General features: G+C 61.0%; 18 protein-coding genes. 9 read left to right on the top strand and 9 right to left on the bottom strand.

The features are described 5' to 3' along the window. Positions 1 to 7: 7 nt before the first annotated feature. Positions 8 to 1420 (bottom strand): amino acid permease, encoded by a 1413-nt coding sequence (locus AB4N73_RS02420; protein WP_129999008.1) that lies wholly within the window; start codon positions 1418 to 1420, stop codon positions 8 to 10. Between the two features lie 892 nt (positions 1421 to 2312). On the opposite strand from AB4N73_RS02420, the gene AB4N73_RS02415 reads away from it, so the two are divergent. Both AB4N73_RS02415 and AB4N73_RS02410 read left to right on the top strand, forming a co-directional pair. Then, positions 2313 to 2450, top strand: a complete 138-nt coding sequence (locus AB4N73_RS02415; RefSeq protein WP_003222780.1) for a hypothetical protein — start codon at positions 2313 to 2315, stop codon at positions 2448 to 2450. Between the two features lie 71 nt (positions 2451 to 2521). Then, the gene (locus AB4N73_RS02410) at positions 2522 to 3487 is read left to right on the top strand and encodes a M29 family metallopeptidase (protein ID WP_423662525.1); all 966 of its coding nucleotides are present in this window, start codon (positions 2522 to 2524) and stop codon (positions 3485 to 3487) included. Positions 3488 to 3683: 196 nt separating this feature from the next. On the opposite strand, the gene rluB is transcribed toward AB4N73_RS02410, so the two are convergent. The 6 genes from rluB to AB4N73_RS02380 form a co-directional block, all read right to left on the bottom strand. After that, positions 3684 to 4904, bottom strand: a complete 1221-nt coding sequence (rluB, locus tag AB4N73_RS02405; protein WP_041478987.1) for a 23S rRNA pseudouridine(2605) synthase RluB — start codon at positions 4902 to 4904, stop codon at positions 3684 to 3686. Positions 4905 to 5046: 142 nt separating this feature from the next. Next, positions 5047 to 5238, bottom strand: a complete 192-nt coding sequence (locus AB4N73_RS02400; protein WP_016771121.1) for a DUF1289 domain-containing protein — start codon at positions 5236 to 5238, stop codon at positions 5047 to 5049. Between the two features lie 126 nt (positions 5239 to 5364). Continuing rightward, positions 5365 to 6330, bottom strand: a complete 966-nt coding sequence (gene scpB, locus AB4N73_RS02395; protein WP_252879630.1) for an SMC-Scp complex subunit ScpB — start codon at positions 6328 to 6330, stop codon at positions 5365 to 5367. A gap of 11 nt (positions 6331 to 6341) precedes the next feature. Further along, positions 6342 to 7040, bottom strand: a complete 699-nt coding sequence (locus tag AB4N73_RS02390) for a segregation and condensation protein A (RefSeq protein ID WP_172828192.1) — start codon at positions 7038 to 7040, stop codon at positions 6342 to 6344. 123 nt (positions 7041 to 7163) lie between these two features. Beyond that, positions 7164 to 7793 carry an L-threonylcarbamoyladenylate synthase gene (locus AB4N73_RS02385; RefSeq protein ID WP_041478985.1) on the bottom strand — a complete coding sequence of 210 codons (630 nt, stop codon included), beginning with the start codon at positions 7791 to 7793 and terminating at the stop codon, positions 7164 to 7166. A 13-nt stretch (positions 7794 to 7806) separates the two neighbouring features. Then, on the bottom strand, positions 7807 to 8670 hold the full coding sequence (locus AB4N73_RS02380) for a PHP domain-containing protein (RefSeq protein ID WP_252868989.1): 864 nt from the start codon (positions 8668 to 8670) through the stop codon (positions 7807 to 7809). Positions 8671 to 8757: 87 nt separating this feature from the next. Between AB4N73_RS02380 and AB4N73_RS02375 the strand changes: the two genes are divergently transcribed. The 6 genes from AB4N73_RS02375 (at position 8758) to AB4N73_RS02350 (ending at position 13088) form a co-directional block, all read left to right on the top strand. Then, the gene (locus AB4N73_RS02375) at positions 8758 to 9354 is read left to right on the top strand and encodes a septation protein A (RefSeq protein ID WP_024012071.1); all 597 of its coding nucleotides are present in this window, start codon (positions 8758 to 8760) and stop codon (positions 9352 to 9354) included. Between the two features lies 1 nt (position 9355). After that, positions 9356 to 9655, top strand: coding sequence for a YciI family protein (locus AB4N73_RS02370; protein WP_016771127.1), 300 nt, complete (start codon positions 9356 to 9358; stop codon positions 9653 to 9655). A 108-nt stretch (positions 9656 to 9763) separates the two neighbouring features. Further along, on the top strand, positions 9764 to 10174 hold the full coding sequence (locus AB4N73_RS02365) for a translation initiation factor 2 (RefSeq protein ID WP_039761083.1): 411 nt from the start codon (positions 9764 to 9766) through the stop codon (positions 10172 to 10174). Positions 10175 to 10181: 7 nt separating this feature from the next. Further along, the gene (locus AB4N73_RS02360) at positions 10182 to 10859 is read left to right on the top strand and encodes a response regulator transcription factor (protein WP_016771129.1); all 678 of its coding nucleotides are present in this window, start codon (positions 10182 to 10184) and stop codon (positions 10857 to 10859) included. Positions 10860 to 11118: 259 nt separating this feature from the next. Next, positions 11119 to 11571, top strand: coding sequence for a Spy/CpxP family protein refolding chaperone (locus AB4N73_RS02355; protein WP_095180696.1), 453 nt, complete (start codon positions 11119 to 11121; stop codon positions 11569 to 11571). Between the two features lie 176 nt (positions 11572 to 11747). Then, positions 11748 to 13088 carry a sensor histidine kinase gene (locus AB4N73_RS02350; RefSeq protein ID WP_315434968.1) on the top strand — a complete coding sequence of 447 codons (1341 nt, stop codon included), beginning with the start codon at positions 11748 to 11750 and terminating at the stop codon, positions 13086 to 13088. Between the two features lie 213 nt (positions 13089 to 13301). Here AB4N73_RS02350 and AB4N73_RS02345 read toward each other — a convergent pair whose 3' ends face one another. Then, positions 13302 to 13868 (bottom strand): nitroreductase family protein, encoded by a 567-nt coding sequence (locus tag AB4N73_RS02345; protein WP_095180694.1) that lies wholly within the window; start codon positions 13866 to 13868, stop codon positions 13302 to 13304. Between the two features lie 121 nt (positions 13869 to 13989). On the opposite strand from AB4N73_RS02345, the gene AB4N73_RS02340 reads away from it, so the two are divergent. Continuing rightward, entirely contained in the window at positions 13990 to 15444 is a 1455-nt protein-coding gene (locus AB4N73_RS02340) for a TrkH family potassium uptake protein (protein WP_024012066.1), read from the top strand. Here the strand turns inward: AB4N73_RS02340 and AB4N73_RS02335 are convergent. Then, complete coding sequence (locus tag AB4N73_RS02335) at positions 15401 to 16462, bottom strand: AraC family transcriptional regulator (protein ID WP_205869270.1); 1062 nt, start codon at positions 16460 to 16462, stop codon at positions 15401 to 15403. The two genes, AB4N73_RS02340 and AB4N73_RS02335, sit on opposite strands and share 44 nt — an antisense overlap. Between the last annotated feature and the right edge of the window lie 79 nt (positions 16463 to 16541).

The following is a 16541-nucleotide window of genomic DNA, read 5'->3' as shown; positions in this document are numbered from 1 at the left end:
TGCGAGGTTATTTCGCGGTCGCAGCCACCACCGGCTGCACACTGCGCTTGTTCTTGATCAGGTAGCAGACCCACATGAACACCACCCACACCGGAATCGCGTACACCGAGATCTGAATTCCCGGGATCAGCAGCATCACGCCGAGGATGAACACCACGAACGCCAGGCAGACGAAGTTGCCGTACGGGTACCAAAGCGCCTTGAACAGCGGCGTCTGTCTGGTCTGGTTCATGTGCTGGCGGAACTTGAAGTGCGAGTAGCTGATCATCGCCCAGTTGATCACCAGCGTCGCAACCACCAGCGACATCAGCAGTTCCAGCGCATGTTGCGGGATCAGGTAGTTGAGCAACACGGCAACCAGCGTCACTGCTGCCGACGCCAGAATCGAACGCACCGGCACGCCGCGCTTGTCGATCTTCGCCAGGCCTTTCGGCGCATCGCCCTGCTCGGCCATGCCCAGCAGCATGCGGCTGTTGCAGTAGGTGCCGCTGTTGTATACCGACAGCGCGGCGGTCAGCACGACGAAGTTGAGGATGTGCGCGGCGGTGTTGCTGCCGAGCATCGAGAACACCTGCACGAACGGGCTGCCGCTGTACGAATCGCCCGACGCATTGAGAGTTTCCAGCAGGCTGTCCCAAGGAGTCAGCGACAGCAGGATCACCAGCGCGCCGATGTAGAAAATCAGGATGCGGTAGATCACCTGGTTGATCGCTTTCGGAATCACGGTTTTCGGCTTGTCGGCTTCAGCGGCGGTGAAACCGAGCATTTCCAGACCGCCGAAGGAGAACATGATGATCGCCATGGCCATCACCAGACCGCTCACCCCATTGGGGAAGAAACCGCCGTGGGACCACAGGTTGGAGACCGAGGCTTGCGGGCCGCCGTGGCCGCTGACCAGCAGGTAGCTGCCCAGCGCGATCATGCCGACGATGGCCACGACCTTGATGATCGCAAACCAGAATTCGGCTTCACCGAAGACTTTGACGTTGGCCAGGTTGATCGCGTTGATCAGCACGAAGAATGCTGCCGCGGAGACCCAGGTCGGGATGTCCGGCGCCCAGTAATGGATGTACTTGCCGACCGCTGTCAGCTCGGACATGCCCACCAGAATGTACAGAATCCAGCAGTTCCAGCCCGAGAGGAAACCGGCGAAACCGCCCCAGTATTTGTGGGCGAAGTGGCTGAAGGAACCGGCCACCGGCTCTTCGACGATCATTTCGCCGAGCTGGCGCATGATCATGAAGGCGATGAAGCCGCAAATGGCGTAGCCGAGGATCATCGACGGGCCGGCGGATTTCAGTACCCCGGCAGAACCGAGGAACAATCCGGTACCGATCGCGCCACCGAGGGCGATCAGTTGAATATGGCGATTTTTCAGGCCGCGCTTAAGCTCGCCTGATTGCGAGGGTTGTCCACTCATGAAAAAGGTCTCACGCAAGGTTTGATGATGTTCAGTAGACGTTGCTGCAAGGTTGCGATTTCAGGCAGCCCCGATCAAACCCCAGCGCAGGCACCAGGAGTTCAGCTCATTTACAACGGTCATGCGTCACCTGTTTGTTTTTATCTGTGACGAAATCGAACCCGGCACGCTTGTGGCGCGGCGGAGTGAACAAGGCGGATAGCCTCGAGATTTTTGCGATTACGCAGAGGGTCACAGTTAAAACGCGGCGCATTGTACACCGCTAACCCCCTGCTGCCAGACCCGCCTGATCAGCGTGTCGGTTGCCGGGATTGCACGTGTCCGCCTCGACAGTGCCGAGCGGCTGCAAAATATGAGTCAGGCCTTTGCAGGCCATCGACGGGGACGAGGAAAAAACCGTCCCACGGGGAGAAGTGGAAATCAGTCGCGGCGTTCATTGCGCCTCCTTCTTGTTATTCGCCTGCACGACAGGCATGGGGCGCATCACACCCTGCCTGAAGGCTGGAAACAAGCGCGCCAGAGCCTTGCGCGGCAGCTGTTCTCCCGGCTTACGGAAGCTTTTCCTTACAACCGATGCGGAGGCGGGAAATCACCGCTCCGGCGGGGTCTTTTCGTCACGTTTTGTTTACAACGCGTAACGAATATTTTCCGAATCAGAAATTTCCGAAGGACGTCTGCATATTGACGGTAGCTAGCTTGCTATCAATTTCGCCTGCCTAGTTTTTTGTTTTCAAATAAGAAAACCGATCCTGAAAAACAGAACAAAAAGTCTATTTAAAAATTAAATGGATAAAATTTTGCATTACGAAAAAGCCTCAACTAGGTTTTTCACGTCTCACCGGCCACCTCGACCGGTCAGTCATAAACCGTGAAATTCTCTAGGAGATCGACCATGCAAGCACTGGAAAAAGACTTGGATACCGAACTGCAACTGGACGAATGGTTTGAAGCGCCAACCCATGAGGCCGCTGTGGAAATGATGCAAGCCGACGCGGTGGTTCCGTTCGGCACGGCGATGTGGCCTCTGTAAGACATCCCGGGCAGGCACGGTCCGGCCGGTCGTGCCTGCCGCTTCATTCCCCGGTCAGTCAGGGAGGATTCATGGACAAGCCCCGCGCCATCTCGCATTTCCTTTACTACCTCGAACATCACCCTGCCCTCGCCGGCCTCGACTCGGCGAAGGTCATGCTGGGCCACACCGCCGATTACGAAGTCCTGACCGGCGCCATTGCCGAACAGGCCGGCGAGCATCCGCGCTTCCAGTTCAGCGCTCGGCGTCTGGACCTGGAAAGTACCGCAGCGCTGTCCGAGGCAATTGCCGACAGCGATCTGTACATTTTCTTCTACGACTCTTCCACCCTGCCCAACCCACGCCCCGACGGCCCGGAATTCGTCCGCGCACTGCAAGCGGTGATGGCGGAAAACTGGAAGAAGTCGCTGCTGTTCAAGGATTACGGCGACTATTTCTACGACACCTTCAGCATCACCCCGCAACGCATCGCCGGACTCAACAGTCACTTGATCCAGCGCATGTCCCAGGCGACCACGCTGAGTTTCAAGGATGACCACGGCTCATGGTTCGAAACGCCGATGAGCAGCATCAAGAAGTGGACCGACATCAACGGCGTCGGCAACTTCGACCTCGCCCCCGGCGAAATCGCCACCCATAGCGAAGCTATCAACGGCCATGTGAAGTTCAAGGGCACCTTCCTCAGCACTATCCCCTTCGCGCGCAAGTACGGCGTGCTGGAATCGCCGCTGGAGCTGTGGATCGAGAACTCGACCATCAGCCGCATCGCCACCGACGTGCCGGGGCTGGAGCATGATTTCAACAAATACCTGGATGCCAACCCGTCGAACCGGCGGATTGAGGAGTTGGGGATTGGCACAAACGAAGGCGTGAAGGATCTGTATGCGCGCAATGCCGGGTTTGAGGAGCGGCATTGTGGGTTGCATCTCGGATTAGGCGGTGGCGCCAAGGGCAGTCATCACCTGGACCTGATCTTTTCTGGCGGGGTGTTGGCGCTGGATGACAAGCCGGTTTTCGATGGCCGATTTGTGTTTTAGGCGACTGACGCCTTCGCGAGCAGGCTCGCTCCCACAGGGATTTATGTTCGACGCGACTCCAATGTGGGAGCGAGCCTGCTCGCGAAGAGGCCCAATCAGACGCTACATGAGTTTCGCCAGACGAAAAAAAACGCCAACCCTGAGGTTGGCGTTTTTGCTTCAGCTTGTAGCTTGCAGCTAGTAACTCACAGCTGCCTTATTCCGGTTTCTTGCGACCGAAACCCGGGCGCTGACCGGAACCAGCCGGTGCGCCGCGACGCTTGCCCGAGGGCTTGTCGCCGTCGACCAGTTTGATCCCCGGACGCTTCGGCGCCGGTTTGGCCGGGCGCTTGTTGGTGGTGTCGGCTGGACGATCCGCTACCGGCGTACCGCGACCGGCAGGAGCGCCGCGTTCGCCACGCTCAGTACGGCCATTGGCCGGACGCGGTGCGCGCTCGCCGTCACGGGCGACTGGCTTGCGACCTGGACGCTCGCCTTCGATCTGCGGCTCACGGCTCGGGCGCGGCGCGGTCGGTGCGCCGGCGGCTGGACGCAGGGTGCGTACGCGCTCGGTCTTGGCCATCGGCCGCGACGATTTGCGCTGCATGCGTTCGAGTTTGTCCTTGCTCTTGGCGTTCAGCTGCGGCATTGCCACCGGCGTCAGGCCGACTTCGGCGCTGAGGACGTCGACTTCGTACTGGCTCATTTCGCGCCAGCGGCCCATCGGCAGGTCGGAGTTGAGGAACACCGGACCGAAACGCACGCGCTTCAGACGGCTGACCACCAGACCCTGCGATTCCCACAGACGACGCACTTCACGGTTGCGCCCTTCCATGACCACGCAGTGGTACCAATGGTTGAAGCCTTCACCGCCCGGCGCCTGTTGAATGTCGGTGAAACGCGCCGGGCCGTCTTCCAGCACCACGCCGGCCTTCAGGCGTTCGATCATCTCGTCGTCGACTTCACCGCGTACACGCACGGCGTACTCGCGGTCCATCTCGTAGGACGGGTGCATCAGACGGTTGGCCAGCTCACCGTCAGTGGTGAACATCAGCAGACCGGTGGTGTTGATGTCGAGACGGCCGATGTTGATCCAGCGGCCTTCTTTGGGGCGCGGCAGCTTGTCGAACACGGTCGGACGGCCTTCCGGGTCGTCACGGGTGCAGATTTCGCCGTCGGGCTTGTTGTACATGATCACGCGGCGCACCGACTCGGCGGCCTCTTCGCGTTTGATCACTTTGCCATCGATGGTGATGGCGTCGTGCATGTCGACGCGCAGGCCGAGGGTGGCGTCTTTGCCATTGACCTTGATCCGGCCCTGGCTGATCCAGGATTCCACGTCACGGCGCGAGCCGACGCCGATACGGGCGAGGACCTTCTGCAGCTTTTCGCCTGCTGGGCCGATTTCCTGGTCGTCTTTCTGATTGATGTCACTCATCTGGGCACCTCCCGGTGTGGTCTGTTCAGGCGGCGCCTGAAGTATTGAAAACTGGGTCCAGGCCGAAGGGATCGGCGAAGGGTCGCGAATCATACGCGGATGTGCGCCGTCGCGCATCAGAGACTAGCTGATCGATTGCCGGTTATTTCTTTTTCCGCCGACCGGCACCACCGAGTTTGATCAGGCGCAGCGCGGCTTCGGCCAGCACGGTGCGCTTGTCGTCCTTGTCGAGTTTCTTCCAGGCCTTGATCTCGCGCTTGCTGCGACCGCAACCCAGGCAGATGTCGTCGGAGAATTTGCAGAGGCTGATGCAGGGGTCTTTGGTTGAGCTCATCGCAATCTCCAGAACGACATTTCACCCTGTGGGAGCGGGCTTGCCCGCGATAGCGGAGTGTCAGTCAACATCATTGGATCTGACCCACCGCTATCGCGGGCAAGCCCGCTCCCACAAGGATCCGGATCAATCGTCGAACTCGCGCCGTTCGGCTTCGATCGCCTCGGCCAGTGCGCGGGCTTCGGCTTCTTCTTCGCTGAGTTCCGGTTCAGGCTGTTCGAGGGCGGCGACAGCGGCCAGGAGCTTCTCGCGGGCCTCGGCGACACCGAGAATGTCTTCTTCCGGTTCGGCGTCAGGCGCCGCTTCAAGTTCAACTTCAGCTTCAACAACCGGCGCGATGATCTCAGGCTCAGACACCGGCGCTTCGCCATCCACCGCATCACGCAGCAAGTCGTCAAAGTCGGTTTTGATGCCTTCTTCCATGCTGTCCAGCTCCAGCAGCAGGGAATGGAAACTGGTTTCTTCTTTCTCCTCCTCCGGCTCGGCGCTGGCGTCGGCCAGTTCCTGCAGACTCTGCGGCACCGGCGCGTCGTCGAAGTCGAGCACCGGTTCGGCTTCCATCTCGCGCAGTTCGGCCAGCGGCGGCAGGTCTTCGAGGTTTTTCAGGTTGAAGTGGTCGAGAAACGCCTTGGTCGTGGCGAACATAGCCGGTTTGCCCGGCACGTCCCGATAGCCGACGACGCGGATCCACTCACGCTCGAGCAAGGTCTTGACGATGTTGCTGTTGACCGCCACGCCACGCACGTCTTCGATCTCGCCACGGGTGATCGGCTGGCGATAGGCGATCAGCGCGATGGTCTCCAGCAACGCACGGGAATAGCGCTGCGGGCGTTCTTCCCACAGACGGCCGACCCACGGTGAAAACTTCTCGCGGATCTGCAAGCGATAGCCCGACGAGACTTCCTTGAGTTCAAAGGCGCGGCCCTCGCAGGACTTGCCGAGCAGGGTCAGGGCTTTCTTGAAGACCGCCGGCTCCGGCCGCTCGCCTTCTTCAAACAGTTCATACAGGCGCTCAAGGGATTGCGGCTTTCCCGAGGCCAACAGAAAGGCTTCAAGCAGGGACGCCAGCTCGCGGGGTTCAGTCAGGTTCATACAGGGACTCGTTATTCGGCTCGGGCTCGCACGTGGATCGCGGCGAACGGCTCATTCTGCACCAGCTCGACCAAGGATTCCTTGACCAGTTCAAGGATCGCCATGAAGGTCACCACCACACCCAGGCGGCCTTCTTCAGCGGTGAACAGCTCGACAAACGGCACGAAGCCGCCGCCCTTGAGCCGTTCCAGCACATCGCTCATGCGTTCGCGGGTGGACAGCGCTTCGCGACTGACCTGGTGGCTTTCGAACATGTCGCCACGGCGCAGCACCTCGGCCATGCACATCAGAATCTCTTCCAGCGCGACGTCGGGCAACAGCTTGCGCGCCCGCGCTTCCGGGGCGTCGAGCTTGGGCACGATCACATCGCGGCCGACCCGGCTCAACCCATCGATACCTTCGGCAGCAGCCTTGAAACGCTCGTATTCCTGCAAGCGGCGGATCAATTCGGCGCGTGGATCGTCTTCTTCATCTTCGACGGTTTCAGCGCGCGGCAGAAGCATGCGCGACTTGATCTCGGCGAGCATCGCCGCCATCACCAGATATTCGGCAGCCAGTTCCAAGCGCACCGATTGCATCAACTCGACATAGCCCATGTACTGGCGGGTGATTTCCGCCACTGGGATGTCGAGGATATTGATGTTCTGTTTGCGGATCAGGTACAGCAGCAGGTCGAGCGGGCCTTCGAAGGCTTCAAGAAAGACTTCCAGCGCATCGGGCGGGATGTACAGGTCCAGCGGCATTTCCATGACCGCCTGACCATAGACCATCGCGAACGGCAGTTCCTGCTGGGCGCCGGCCTGGGGATCGACCACGGTTTCCACTGCGGACATTCAGGCCTCGACCATGAACGGCGTCGGATCGCCGCAACCGACGCGGACCACTTCCGGGTCGTCGCCAGTCAGGTCAATCACCGTCGAGGCCTTGATGCCGCCAAAGCCGCCGTCGATGATCAGATCGACCTGGTGCTCGAGCAACTGGCGCATTTCGTAGGGATCGGTAAGTGGGTCTTCATCGCCGGGCATGATCAGCGTCACGCTCATCAGCGGCTCGCCGAGTTCGGCCAGCAGCGCCAGCGCGATCGGATGGCTTGGCACGCGCAGGCCGATGGTGCGTTTTTTCGGATGCAGCAACAGGCGCGGCACTTCGCGGGTGGCGTTGAGAATAAAGGTGTAAGGCCCCGGCAGGTGCGCCTTGAGAATGCGGAAGGTGCCGGTGTCGATCTTGGCGTAATTGCCCAGTTGCGACAGGTCGCTGCAGATCAGCGCGAAGTTGTGCTTTTCATCGAGCTGACGCAGACGTCGCACACGCTCGATGGCGGTCTTGTCGCCGATCTGGCAACCAATGGCGTAGGACGAGTCCGTGGGATAAATCACCACCCCGCCTTTGCGGATGATCTCGACCGCCTGTTTGATCAGGCGCGCTTGCGGGTTTTCCGGATGTATCTGGAAAAATTGACTCACATTCTCTACCTGTTCAGACGGCGGCAATATCTGTGTCATGTTTGAACCGACACCACAGGGGTGGAAGGTCCTCGGGAACCGGCCGGTACTGGCCGATCTCGGACCAGCCGCCAGGGCCATGGAAGTCACTGCCGGCGCTGACCAGCAGACCGAACTCACGGGCAAGGATCGCCAGGCTGCCCACCTGTTCTGCGGGCTGATGGCCATTGACCACCTCGATAGCATGCCCGCCTGCTTGAATATAGTCGGCAATCAGCTTTCGGCGCTTGCTACGCGTGAAATCGTAGTGCCATGGATGCGCCAGGCTGACCCAGGCACCGGCGGCGCGCAGGGTGCCGACAGTGTCTTCCAGCGTCGGCCAGTGCAGTTTGACGTCGCCGAGTTTGCCGGCGCCGAGCCATTTGCGGAACGCCTCGGCGCGATCCTTTACATAACCTTCTCGCACCATCCAGTCGGCGAAATGCGGCCGGGCCGGCGCGTTGCCGCTGTCGCCCAGTTCCTGCTGGATCTGCCGGGCGCCGTCGAGGGCACCGGGCATCCCCTTGAGTGCGAGCTTGCGGCTTATTTCTTCCGACCGCAGCCAGCGGCCATCGTGCAATTTGGCGATCGCTTCCACTAACGGCGCAGCGTTGACGTCGAAGCCGTAACCCAGCACGTGAATAGTCGCCCCGCCCCAGGTGCAGGACAATTCGACGCCGTTGACCAGTTGCATGCCCAACTCGGTGGCGGCAGCACGCGCCTCGGCGAGCCCCTCAAGAGTGTCGTGGTCGGTCAACGCCAGGACTCGCACGCCGTTTTCGAACGCACGCGCAACCAGAACCGCAGGCGCCAGGGCGCCATCGGAGGCCGTGCTGTGGCAGTGCAAATCAACATTCACGGGGAGTTGTAACCTCAAATCAGCTGGCGCTATCGCGCGCCCATATGTTTGTTATTATGCCGCCACATCCAGCTTCTGGCTCTCACTGTGAAACAATTCATCGATTTCATCCCGCTTCTGCTGTTCTTCATCGTTTACAAACTTGATCCACGGGTCGTCGACATTGCCGGCCAGCAAGTGACCGTAGGCGGTATCTACAGCGCCACGGCGATGCTGATCATCAGTTCCCTGGTGGTGTACGGCGCGCTGTTCATCAAGCAGCGCAAGCTGGAAAAGAGCCAGTGGCTGACGCTGATCGCCTGTCTGGTATTCGGCAGCCTGACGCTGGCCTTCCACAGCGAAACCTTCCTGAAATGGAAAGCGCCGGTGGTCAACTGGCTGTTCGCTGCGGCGTTCATCGGTAGCCACTTCATCGGCGATCGCTTGCTGATCAAACGCATCATGGGTCACGCGCTGACCCTGCCGGACCCGGTCTGGACCCGCCTGAACATCGCCTGGATCGCGTTCTTCCTGTTCTGCGGCGCCGCCAACCTGTTCGTCGCTTTCACCTTTCAGAGCATCTGGGTCGACTTCAAGGTGTTCGGCAGCCTGGGCATGACCGTGCTGTTCCTGGTCGCACAGGGCGTTTACCTGTCGCGCCATCTGCATGACACCGATACCACAACGCCAAAAACCGAGGACTGACATGCTCTACGCCATCATTGCCACCGACGTTGCCAACTCGCTCGAAGCTCGCCTGTCCGCGCGCCCGGCGCATCTGGAACGCCTGCAAGCGCTCAAGGGCGAAGGCCGCATCGTGCTGGCCGGCCCGCACCCGGCGGTCGACAGCAATGATCCGGGCGCAGCGGGGTTCACCGGCAGCCTGATCGTCGCCGAGTTCGACTCCCTCAGCGCCGCTCAGGCCTGGGCCGATGCCGACCCGTACATCGCCGCTGGCGTTTACGCCAATGTGATCGTCAAGCCGTTCAAGCAAGTCCTGCCTTAAGTCCTGCCACGCGATGAACCTTCTCGGTTCATCGCGCTCTCAATCGCTCATTATTCTCGTTTGCCTGCCGACAACCTGCCCAATATCCATTTGGAAACAGGTGTCGCGATGCGCAAGGGTCCGTTGTGTCTGATGTTGCTCACGTTGTCGATCATGGCCCCCGCCCATGGTGAGGAAACCACCGAAGGCGGCAGCTCCACGCCATTGTCATTGAGCGCCGGCAGCCAGATCACCGAGCTGCAGCAGCGGCTGAAGGCCAGTGAACAGCAGCGCGAAGAACTGAACAAACAACTGCAAAATGCCGACAACACTCGCGAAAGCGCCCAGCTCGCCCGGCTGCGCCAGGAGAACCAGCGTCTGAAGCTGCAACTCAAGGAAGCCCAGGCCAGCCCGCTGCCGCGTTTGCTGACCGATCAACAGCAGTGGTTCGTCACTGGCGCCGGGGTAGCGCTATTGGCGCTGCTCTGCGGTATCTTTGCCAGCGGTGCAAGCCGAAAACGTCGGCAATGGCTAAATTGAGTGAGTCATGAGCGAGCTGTTATTGATTGATGATGACCAGGAGTTGTGCGAACTCCTGAGTAGCTGGTTGAGCCAGGAAGGCTTCCAGGTGCGCGCCTGCCACGACGGCCAGAGCGCCCGCAAGGCGTTGGCCGAAACCGCCCCGGCGGCGGTAGTGCTGGACGTGATGCTGCCCGACGGCAGCGGTCTGGAACTGCTCAAGCAATTGCGCAACGACCACGCCGACCTCCCGGTGCTGATGCTATCAGCGCGTGGCGAACCGCTGGACCGCATCCTCGGCCTCGAACTGGGCGCCGACGATTACCTAGCCAAACCCTGCGACCCCCGCGAACTGACCGCGCGCCTGCGTGCCGTGTTGCGCCGCAGCCACCCGGCAGCCGTTTCGACGCAGCTCGAGCTGGGCGACCTGAGTTTCAGCCCGGTGCGCGGCGTGGTCAGCATCGACGAAAAAGAACTGACCCTGACCGTCTCCGAAAGCCGCCTGCTCGAAGCCCTGCTCAAACAGCCGGGCGAGCCGCTGGACAAACAGGAACTGGCGCAACTGGCCCTCGGCCGCAAGCTGACCCTGTACGACCGCAGCCTCGACATGCACGTCAGCAACCTGCGCAAAAAAATCGGCCCCCACCCCGACGGCCGCCCGCGCATCGTTGCGCTGCGTAGCCGTGGTTACTACTACAGCCTGTAAAACCATCTTGTTCCGTGTACAAGCTGCCCAAGGCGGCGATCTTCAGGCTGCAGGACGCAGAGCGTCCTCGGCTGCATTCCTACGCAGAGCGTGGGAACGATCAGATCGCAGCCTTCAGCACCTCCTGCACTGGATATGTGTAAGGCCGGGCACGAAACGTCTTTACCGAAGCTTTACGCTGCGCTGACCGCCGTTGACCTTGATCTGCGTAATCTGCACTCATCCGGAACGTACCGGGAACGAGACAAGGAGATACACCATGCGCAAGACTCTTATCGCTCTGATGTTCGCTGCCGCTCTGCCAACCGTGGCCATGGCCATGCCGCAGGATGGCGGTCCGCTGGGTGGTCCGCTGGATGGCCCGCGCCACGGCGGTCAGATGCACGGTGGCATGCACGACAAAGGCCCGTACAGCCAGCTCGACCTGACCCGCGAACAGCGCGAGCAGATTCGCAAGATCATGGGCGAGCAGATGCACGAGCGTAAGCAGGTGGTCGACAAGTACCTGGAAAAACTCTCGCCGGCCGACCAGAAAGCCATGAAGGACGAGATCGCGGCCAACCACAAGAAAGCCGAGTCCGATGTCCGCGCACTGCTCAAACCCGAGCAACAGAAGCAGTTCGACGAAATCCAGAAGAAACGCGCCGAACGCCGCGCCGAGTGGGCCGAGTTCAAGGCCTGGAAAGCGCAGCAGGCACAAAAGGCGCAATAATGGCTTGACCCTGGGCCCGACGACTCACATCGTCGGGCCTGTTCCATTCAAATCGAATGTGGGAGCGAGCCTGCTCGCGAAGGCGGTGTATCAGCCAGCAATGGATTGACTGACACTACGCCTTCGCGAGCAGGCTCGCTCCCACATTTGAACGGTGTGTTTTTTGAGGATTTTCTGTGCGTTCACTGTTCTGGCGGATTCTTGCGAGCTTCTGGCTGGCCATCGCTCTGGTAGCCGGGCTGTCGATTCTGCTCGGGCACATGCTCAATCAGGACGCATGGATTCTCAGCCGCCATCCCGGCCTCAACACGCTGGCGGCGGAATGGACGCAGACTTACGAAACCCAAGGCGAAGAAGCCGCCCAGGACATCCTCGAACAACGTAAACGCCAGTATCACATCGACGTTCAGGTGCTCAACGAAACCGGCGATCCGGTGGTGCGTGGCACCTTCCCGCGCCGCGCCGCAGCATTCGAGGCGCGGCAGAACAACGACGATCGCCGCCTGCCGTGGCGGCGCCTGACCGACGAAATCACCAGCGAAAAAACCGGTGACACCTACCTGTTCATCTACCGCATCCCGCACCCGGAACTCGACGCCTGGCACCGCGAAAGTCTGCTCTGGCCACTGAGTGCGCTGGGTATTGCGCTGGTGGTGCTGACCCTGTTCAGTTTGCTCGTGACTTTCTCCATCACCCGCCCGCTCAGTCGCTTGCGCGGCGCGGTGCATGATCTGGGGCAGACGACTTATCAGCAGAACAGTCTGGCGAAACTCGCCAACCGCCGCGACGAATTCGGCGTGCTGGCCACCGATTTCAACCGGATGGGCGCGCGCCTGCAAAGCCTGATCGGCAGTCAGCGCCAGTTGCTGCGCGATGTCTCCCATGAACTGCGCTCACCACTGGCGCGCCTGCGCATCGCGTTGGCTTTGGCCGAGCGCGCCAACCCTGAAGAGCGCGAAAAACTGTGGCCACGCCTGACCCGCGAATGCGATCGGCTGGAGGCGTTGATCAGTGAAATTCTGGTGCTGGCGCGAGTCGATGCCGACAATGCCAGCGCTGAAGAAGTCGACCTGAATGCGTTGCTCGCCACACTGCAAAAGGATGCGCAGTTGGGCTCTCCCGAGCAGACCGTACGCCTGCAAGCTGAGTCACAACTGAATCTCAAAGGCTGGCCGACGATGATCGAGCGCGCCGTGGATAATCTGCTGCGCAACGCCCAGCGCTTCAACCCGAGCGATCAGCCAATCGAATTGCAGGCTGCGCGGCAGGGAGAGCGGATTGTCATCAGCGTGCGCGACCACGGGCCGGGGGTGCAGACCGAACATCTGAGTCAGTTGGGCGAGCCGTTCTACCGGGCGCCGGGGCAGACCGCTGCCGGTCATGGCCTGGGGCTGGCGATTGCCAAACGCGCGGCGGAACGGCATGGCGGCACGCTGACGCTGGCCAATCATCCGCAGGGCGGCTTTGTGGCGAGTCTGGAATTGCCGCTGGTACCGGGAGTCGTGGTCCAGCCCTGAAAAAGCCCCTCACCCCAACCCTCTCCCGGAGGGAGAGGGGGCCGAGCGAGTTGTCTGCCGTTGTGCATCGACCTTATGGATTCGCAGAAACCAGACGTCGGTATCCCGACGCTGGATTCAGCGAAGGACGCTCAGGTCGGTGTAATTCCAAAGCATCCCCCAATCAGTCCCCTCTCCCTCTGGGAGAGGGTTAGGGTGAGGGGCTTTTGATCTTCAGACCTTACCTGGCCAGGCGCTGACGAACTCAGCCAGATCAACCTTCTCCGCCACGCGCGGCTCTTTCTGCGGCGTGCCGAGATAGAGGAACGCGATCACCTCCTCGCCTTCCACCAGCCCCAGGCCTTCGGCCACATGCTTGGAGTACGCCAGATCCCCGGTGCGCCACACCGCGCCAATCCCCTGCGCATACGCCGCGAGCAAAATCCCGTGGGCCGCACAGCCGGCCGTGAGCAGTTGCTCGGCCTTCGGGTATTTCACGTGTTCCTGCAATTTCGCGATCACCACAACCACCAGCGGTGCCCGCAACGGGCCGTTGCGCGCCTTGTCGATCATCGCTTCGGTGACTTCGCCGCCCTGCTGGCGGGCCGCCTCGGCCAGCAACTCGCCCATTTGCTCACGCGCTGCGCCTTCGACGGTCAAAAAACGGTACGGCTGCAAGTGCCCGTGATCCGGGGCACGCAAGGCCGCGCCGAACAGGGCTTCGCGCTGCTCGGCAGTAGGGGCCGGTTCGACCAGGCGGGGAACGGAAACACGGTTGAGCAACGCGTCGAGAGCCTGCATCGGCCACCTCCTTTGAAAAATGTGCAGCTATTCTAGCTGCAACTGCGCAGCGCCTGCCGGTTTACATGCCTTGCCCCGCAGGTAGAATGGCGCCCTTGTTCAATCAGCCCGAGCGGATTTCATGGCGTTGCCGACCTTACGGATCATTGGTTTTATCATCGGCATCTTCCTGATAACCCTGGCTGTGGCCATGGTTGTGCCGATGGCCACGCTGGTGATTTTCGAGCGCACCAGCGATCTGCCGTCGTTCCTCTGGGCGAGCATGATCACCTTTGTCGCCGGCCTCGCTCTGGTGATACCCGGCAGACCGGAACACATTCACCTGCGCCCGCGCGACATGTATCTGCTGACGGTCAGCAGCTGGCTGGTAGTGTGCATTTTCGCCGCGCTGCCGTTTCTGCTGACCCAGCACATCAGCTACACCGACTCGTTCTTCGAAAGCATGTCCGGCATCACCGCCACCGGTTCCACGGTGCTCAACGGCCTGGACAACATGTCGCCGGGGATTCTGATGTGGCGGTCGCTGCTGCACTGGATCGGCGGCATCGGCTTTATCGGCATGGCGGTGGCGATTCTGCCGCTGCTGCGCATCGGTGGCATGCGCCTGTTCCAGACCGAATCCTCCGACCGTTCGGAGAAGGTCATGCCGCGTTCGCACATGGTGGCGCGGTTGATTGTGGCGGCCTACGTCGGCATCACCATTCTCGGCAGCCTGGCGTTCTGGTGGGCCGGGATGAGCCCGTTCGATGCGATCAACCACGCGATGTCGGCGATTTCCACCGGTGGTTTCTCGACTTCCGACCAGTCGCTGGCGAAGTGGACGCAACCGGCAGTTCATTGGGTGGCGATTGTCATCATGATCCTCGGCAGCCTGCCGTTCACCCTCTACGTGGCGACGCTGCGCGGCAACCGCCGTGCGTTGATCAGGGATCAACAGGTGCAGGGTTTGCTGGCGATGTTGCTGGTGACCTGGCTGGTGCTCGGCACCTGGTACTGGTGGACCACCAAGCTGCATTGGCTGGAAGCGCTGCGGCATGTGGCGCTGAACGTGACCTCGGTGGTCACCACCACCGGTTTCGCCCTAGGTGACTACAGCCTGTGGGGCAACTTCTCGCTGATGCTGTTTTTCTATCTGGGCTTTGTCGGCGGTTGCTCCGGCTCAACGGCGGGCGGGATCAAGATTTTCCGTTTCCAGGTCGCCTACATCCTGCTCAAGGCCAACCTTAATCAGCTGATCCACCCGCGCGCGGTGATCAAACAGAAGTACAACGGTCACCGCCTCGACGAAGAAATTGTCCGTTCGATCCTGACTTTCTCGTTCTTCTTCGCCATCACCATCTGCGTGATCGCGCTGCTGCTGTCGCTGCTCGGAGTCGACTGGATGACCGCACTGACCGGTGCCGCCAGCACCGTGTCCGGCGTCGGCCCGGGTCTGGGCGAAACCATCGGCCCGGCCGGCAACTTCGCGACGTTGCCGGATGCGGCGAAGTGGATTCTGTCGTTCGGCATGCTGCTCGGCCGACTGGAGATCATTACGGTGTTTGTGCTGTGTATTCCGGCGTTCTGGCGTCATTGACCGCGTCCGGCACCTGCGTCAGGCGCAAGCGGTACTCGCCGGGCGTGGTGTCGAACCAGCGGCGGAACGCGCGGAAGAAGTTGCTCGGGTCGGCAAAGCCCAACAGGTAGGCGATTTCCAGCAAGGTCATGCTCGGTTGCGCCAGATATTGCTCAGCCAGCTCGCGCCGGGTGTCGTCGAGCAACTGCTGAAAACTGGTGCCCTCCTCCTGCAAGCGCCGCTGCAAAGTGCGCTGCGACAGGTGCAGCGTCTGCGCCACGGTGTCGCGCTTGGGCTCGCCCTGGGGCAGCAAACGGCACAGCACCTGGCGTGCCCGGTGCGTCACGCGACTTTCGGAAAACCGCGCCAGATATTCCCCGGCAAAGCGATCATGCAACAGCGCCATGGCTTCGTTGGCGGTCGGCAGCGGCGCCTCCATATCGGCCCGTTCGAAAATCAACGCGTCGTACGGCGCGTTGAACACCAGCGGTGCGTGAAAGGCTTCTTTATAAGGTTGCAGATTTGTCGGCTGATCGCCCTGAACCAACACTTTGACCGGGTGCAGCGGACGCCCCGTCAGCCAGCCGCACAGCGCCAACGCGCAGGCCAGTGACGCTTCGGCGCTCTGCCGGGTCGGCGGTAGATGATCGCCGTGCACGGTGAGAATCAGCGCATAACCTTCCTCGAGCAGGCGAAAGCTCAGGTCAGCGCTTTCGGCAATGATGCGTTGATAGCGCACCAGACGCTGGAAGCCTTCAGCCAGGGTATTGCTCGACATCAGCGCATAGCCGGCGACATGAAACGAGGCCGGGCGCACCACTTTGCCCATGTTCAGGCCGATCGCCGGGTTGCCGGAAACCTCGACCGCGCGCTGCCAGAGCCGGGTCATGGAGTCTTGCGGGAAGCGTGCATCCGGATCTTCAAGGGCGCTGAAATCCAGCCCCAGTTGCCTGAACAGAACCCGGCAATCCAGGCCGTCCATCTCCAGTGCTTTGACAATCCCCATCGCCCAGCTTGCAGAAGTCGTTCGTTCGCTCATGGTTGTTATTCTTTTACATGACGGGCTGCAGATAACCGCCCTATTTGCGAAGGATACTAAAGTGGCGCCGATTGTCACT

The organism is Pseudomonas sp. S3_B08 (assembly GCF_054667725.1).
Note: the sequence above shows the minus strand (reverse complement) of the source record. Positions and strands in the feature narration are given on the sequence as shown.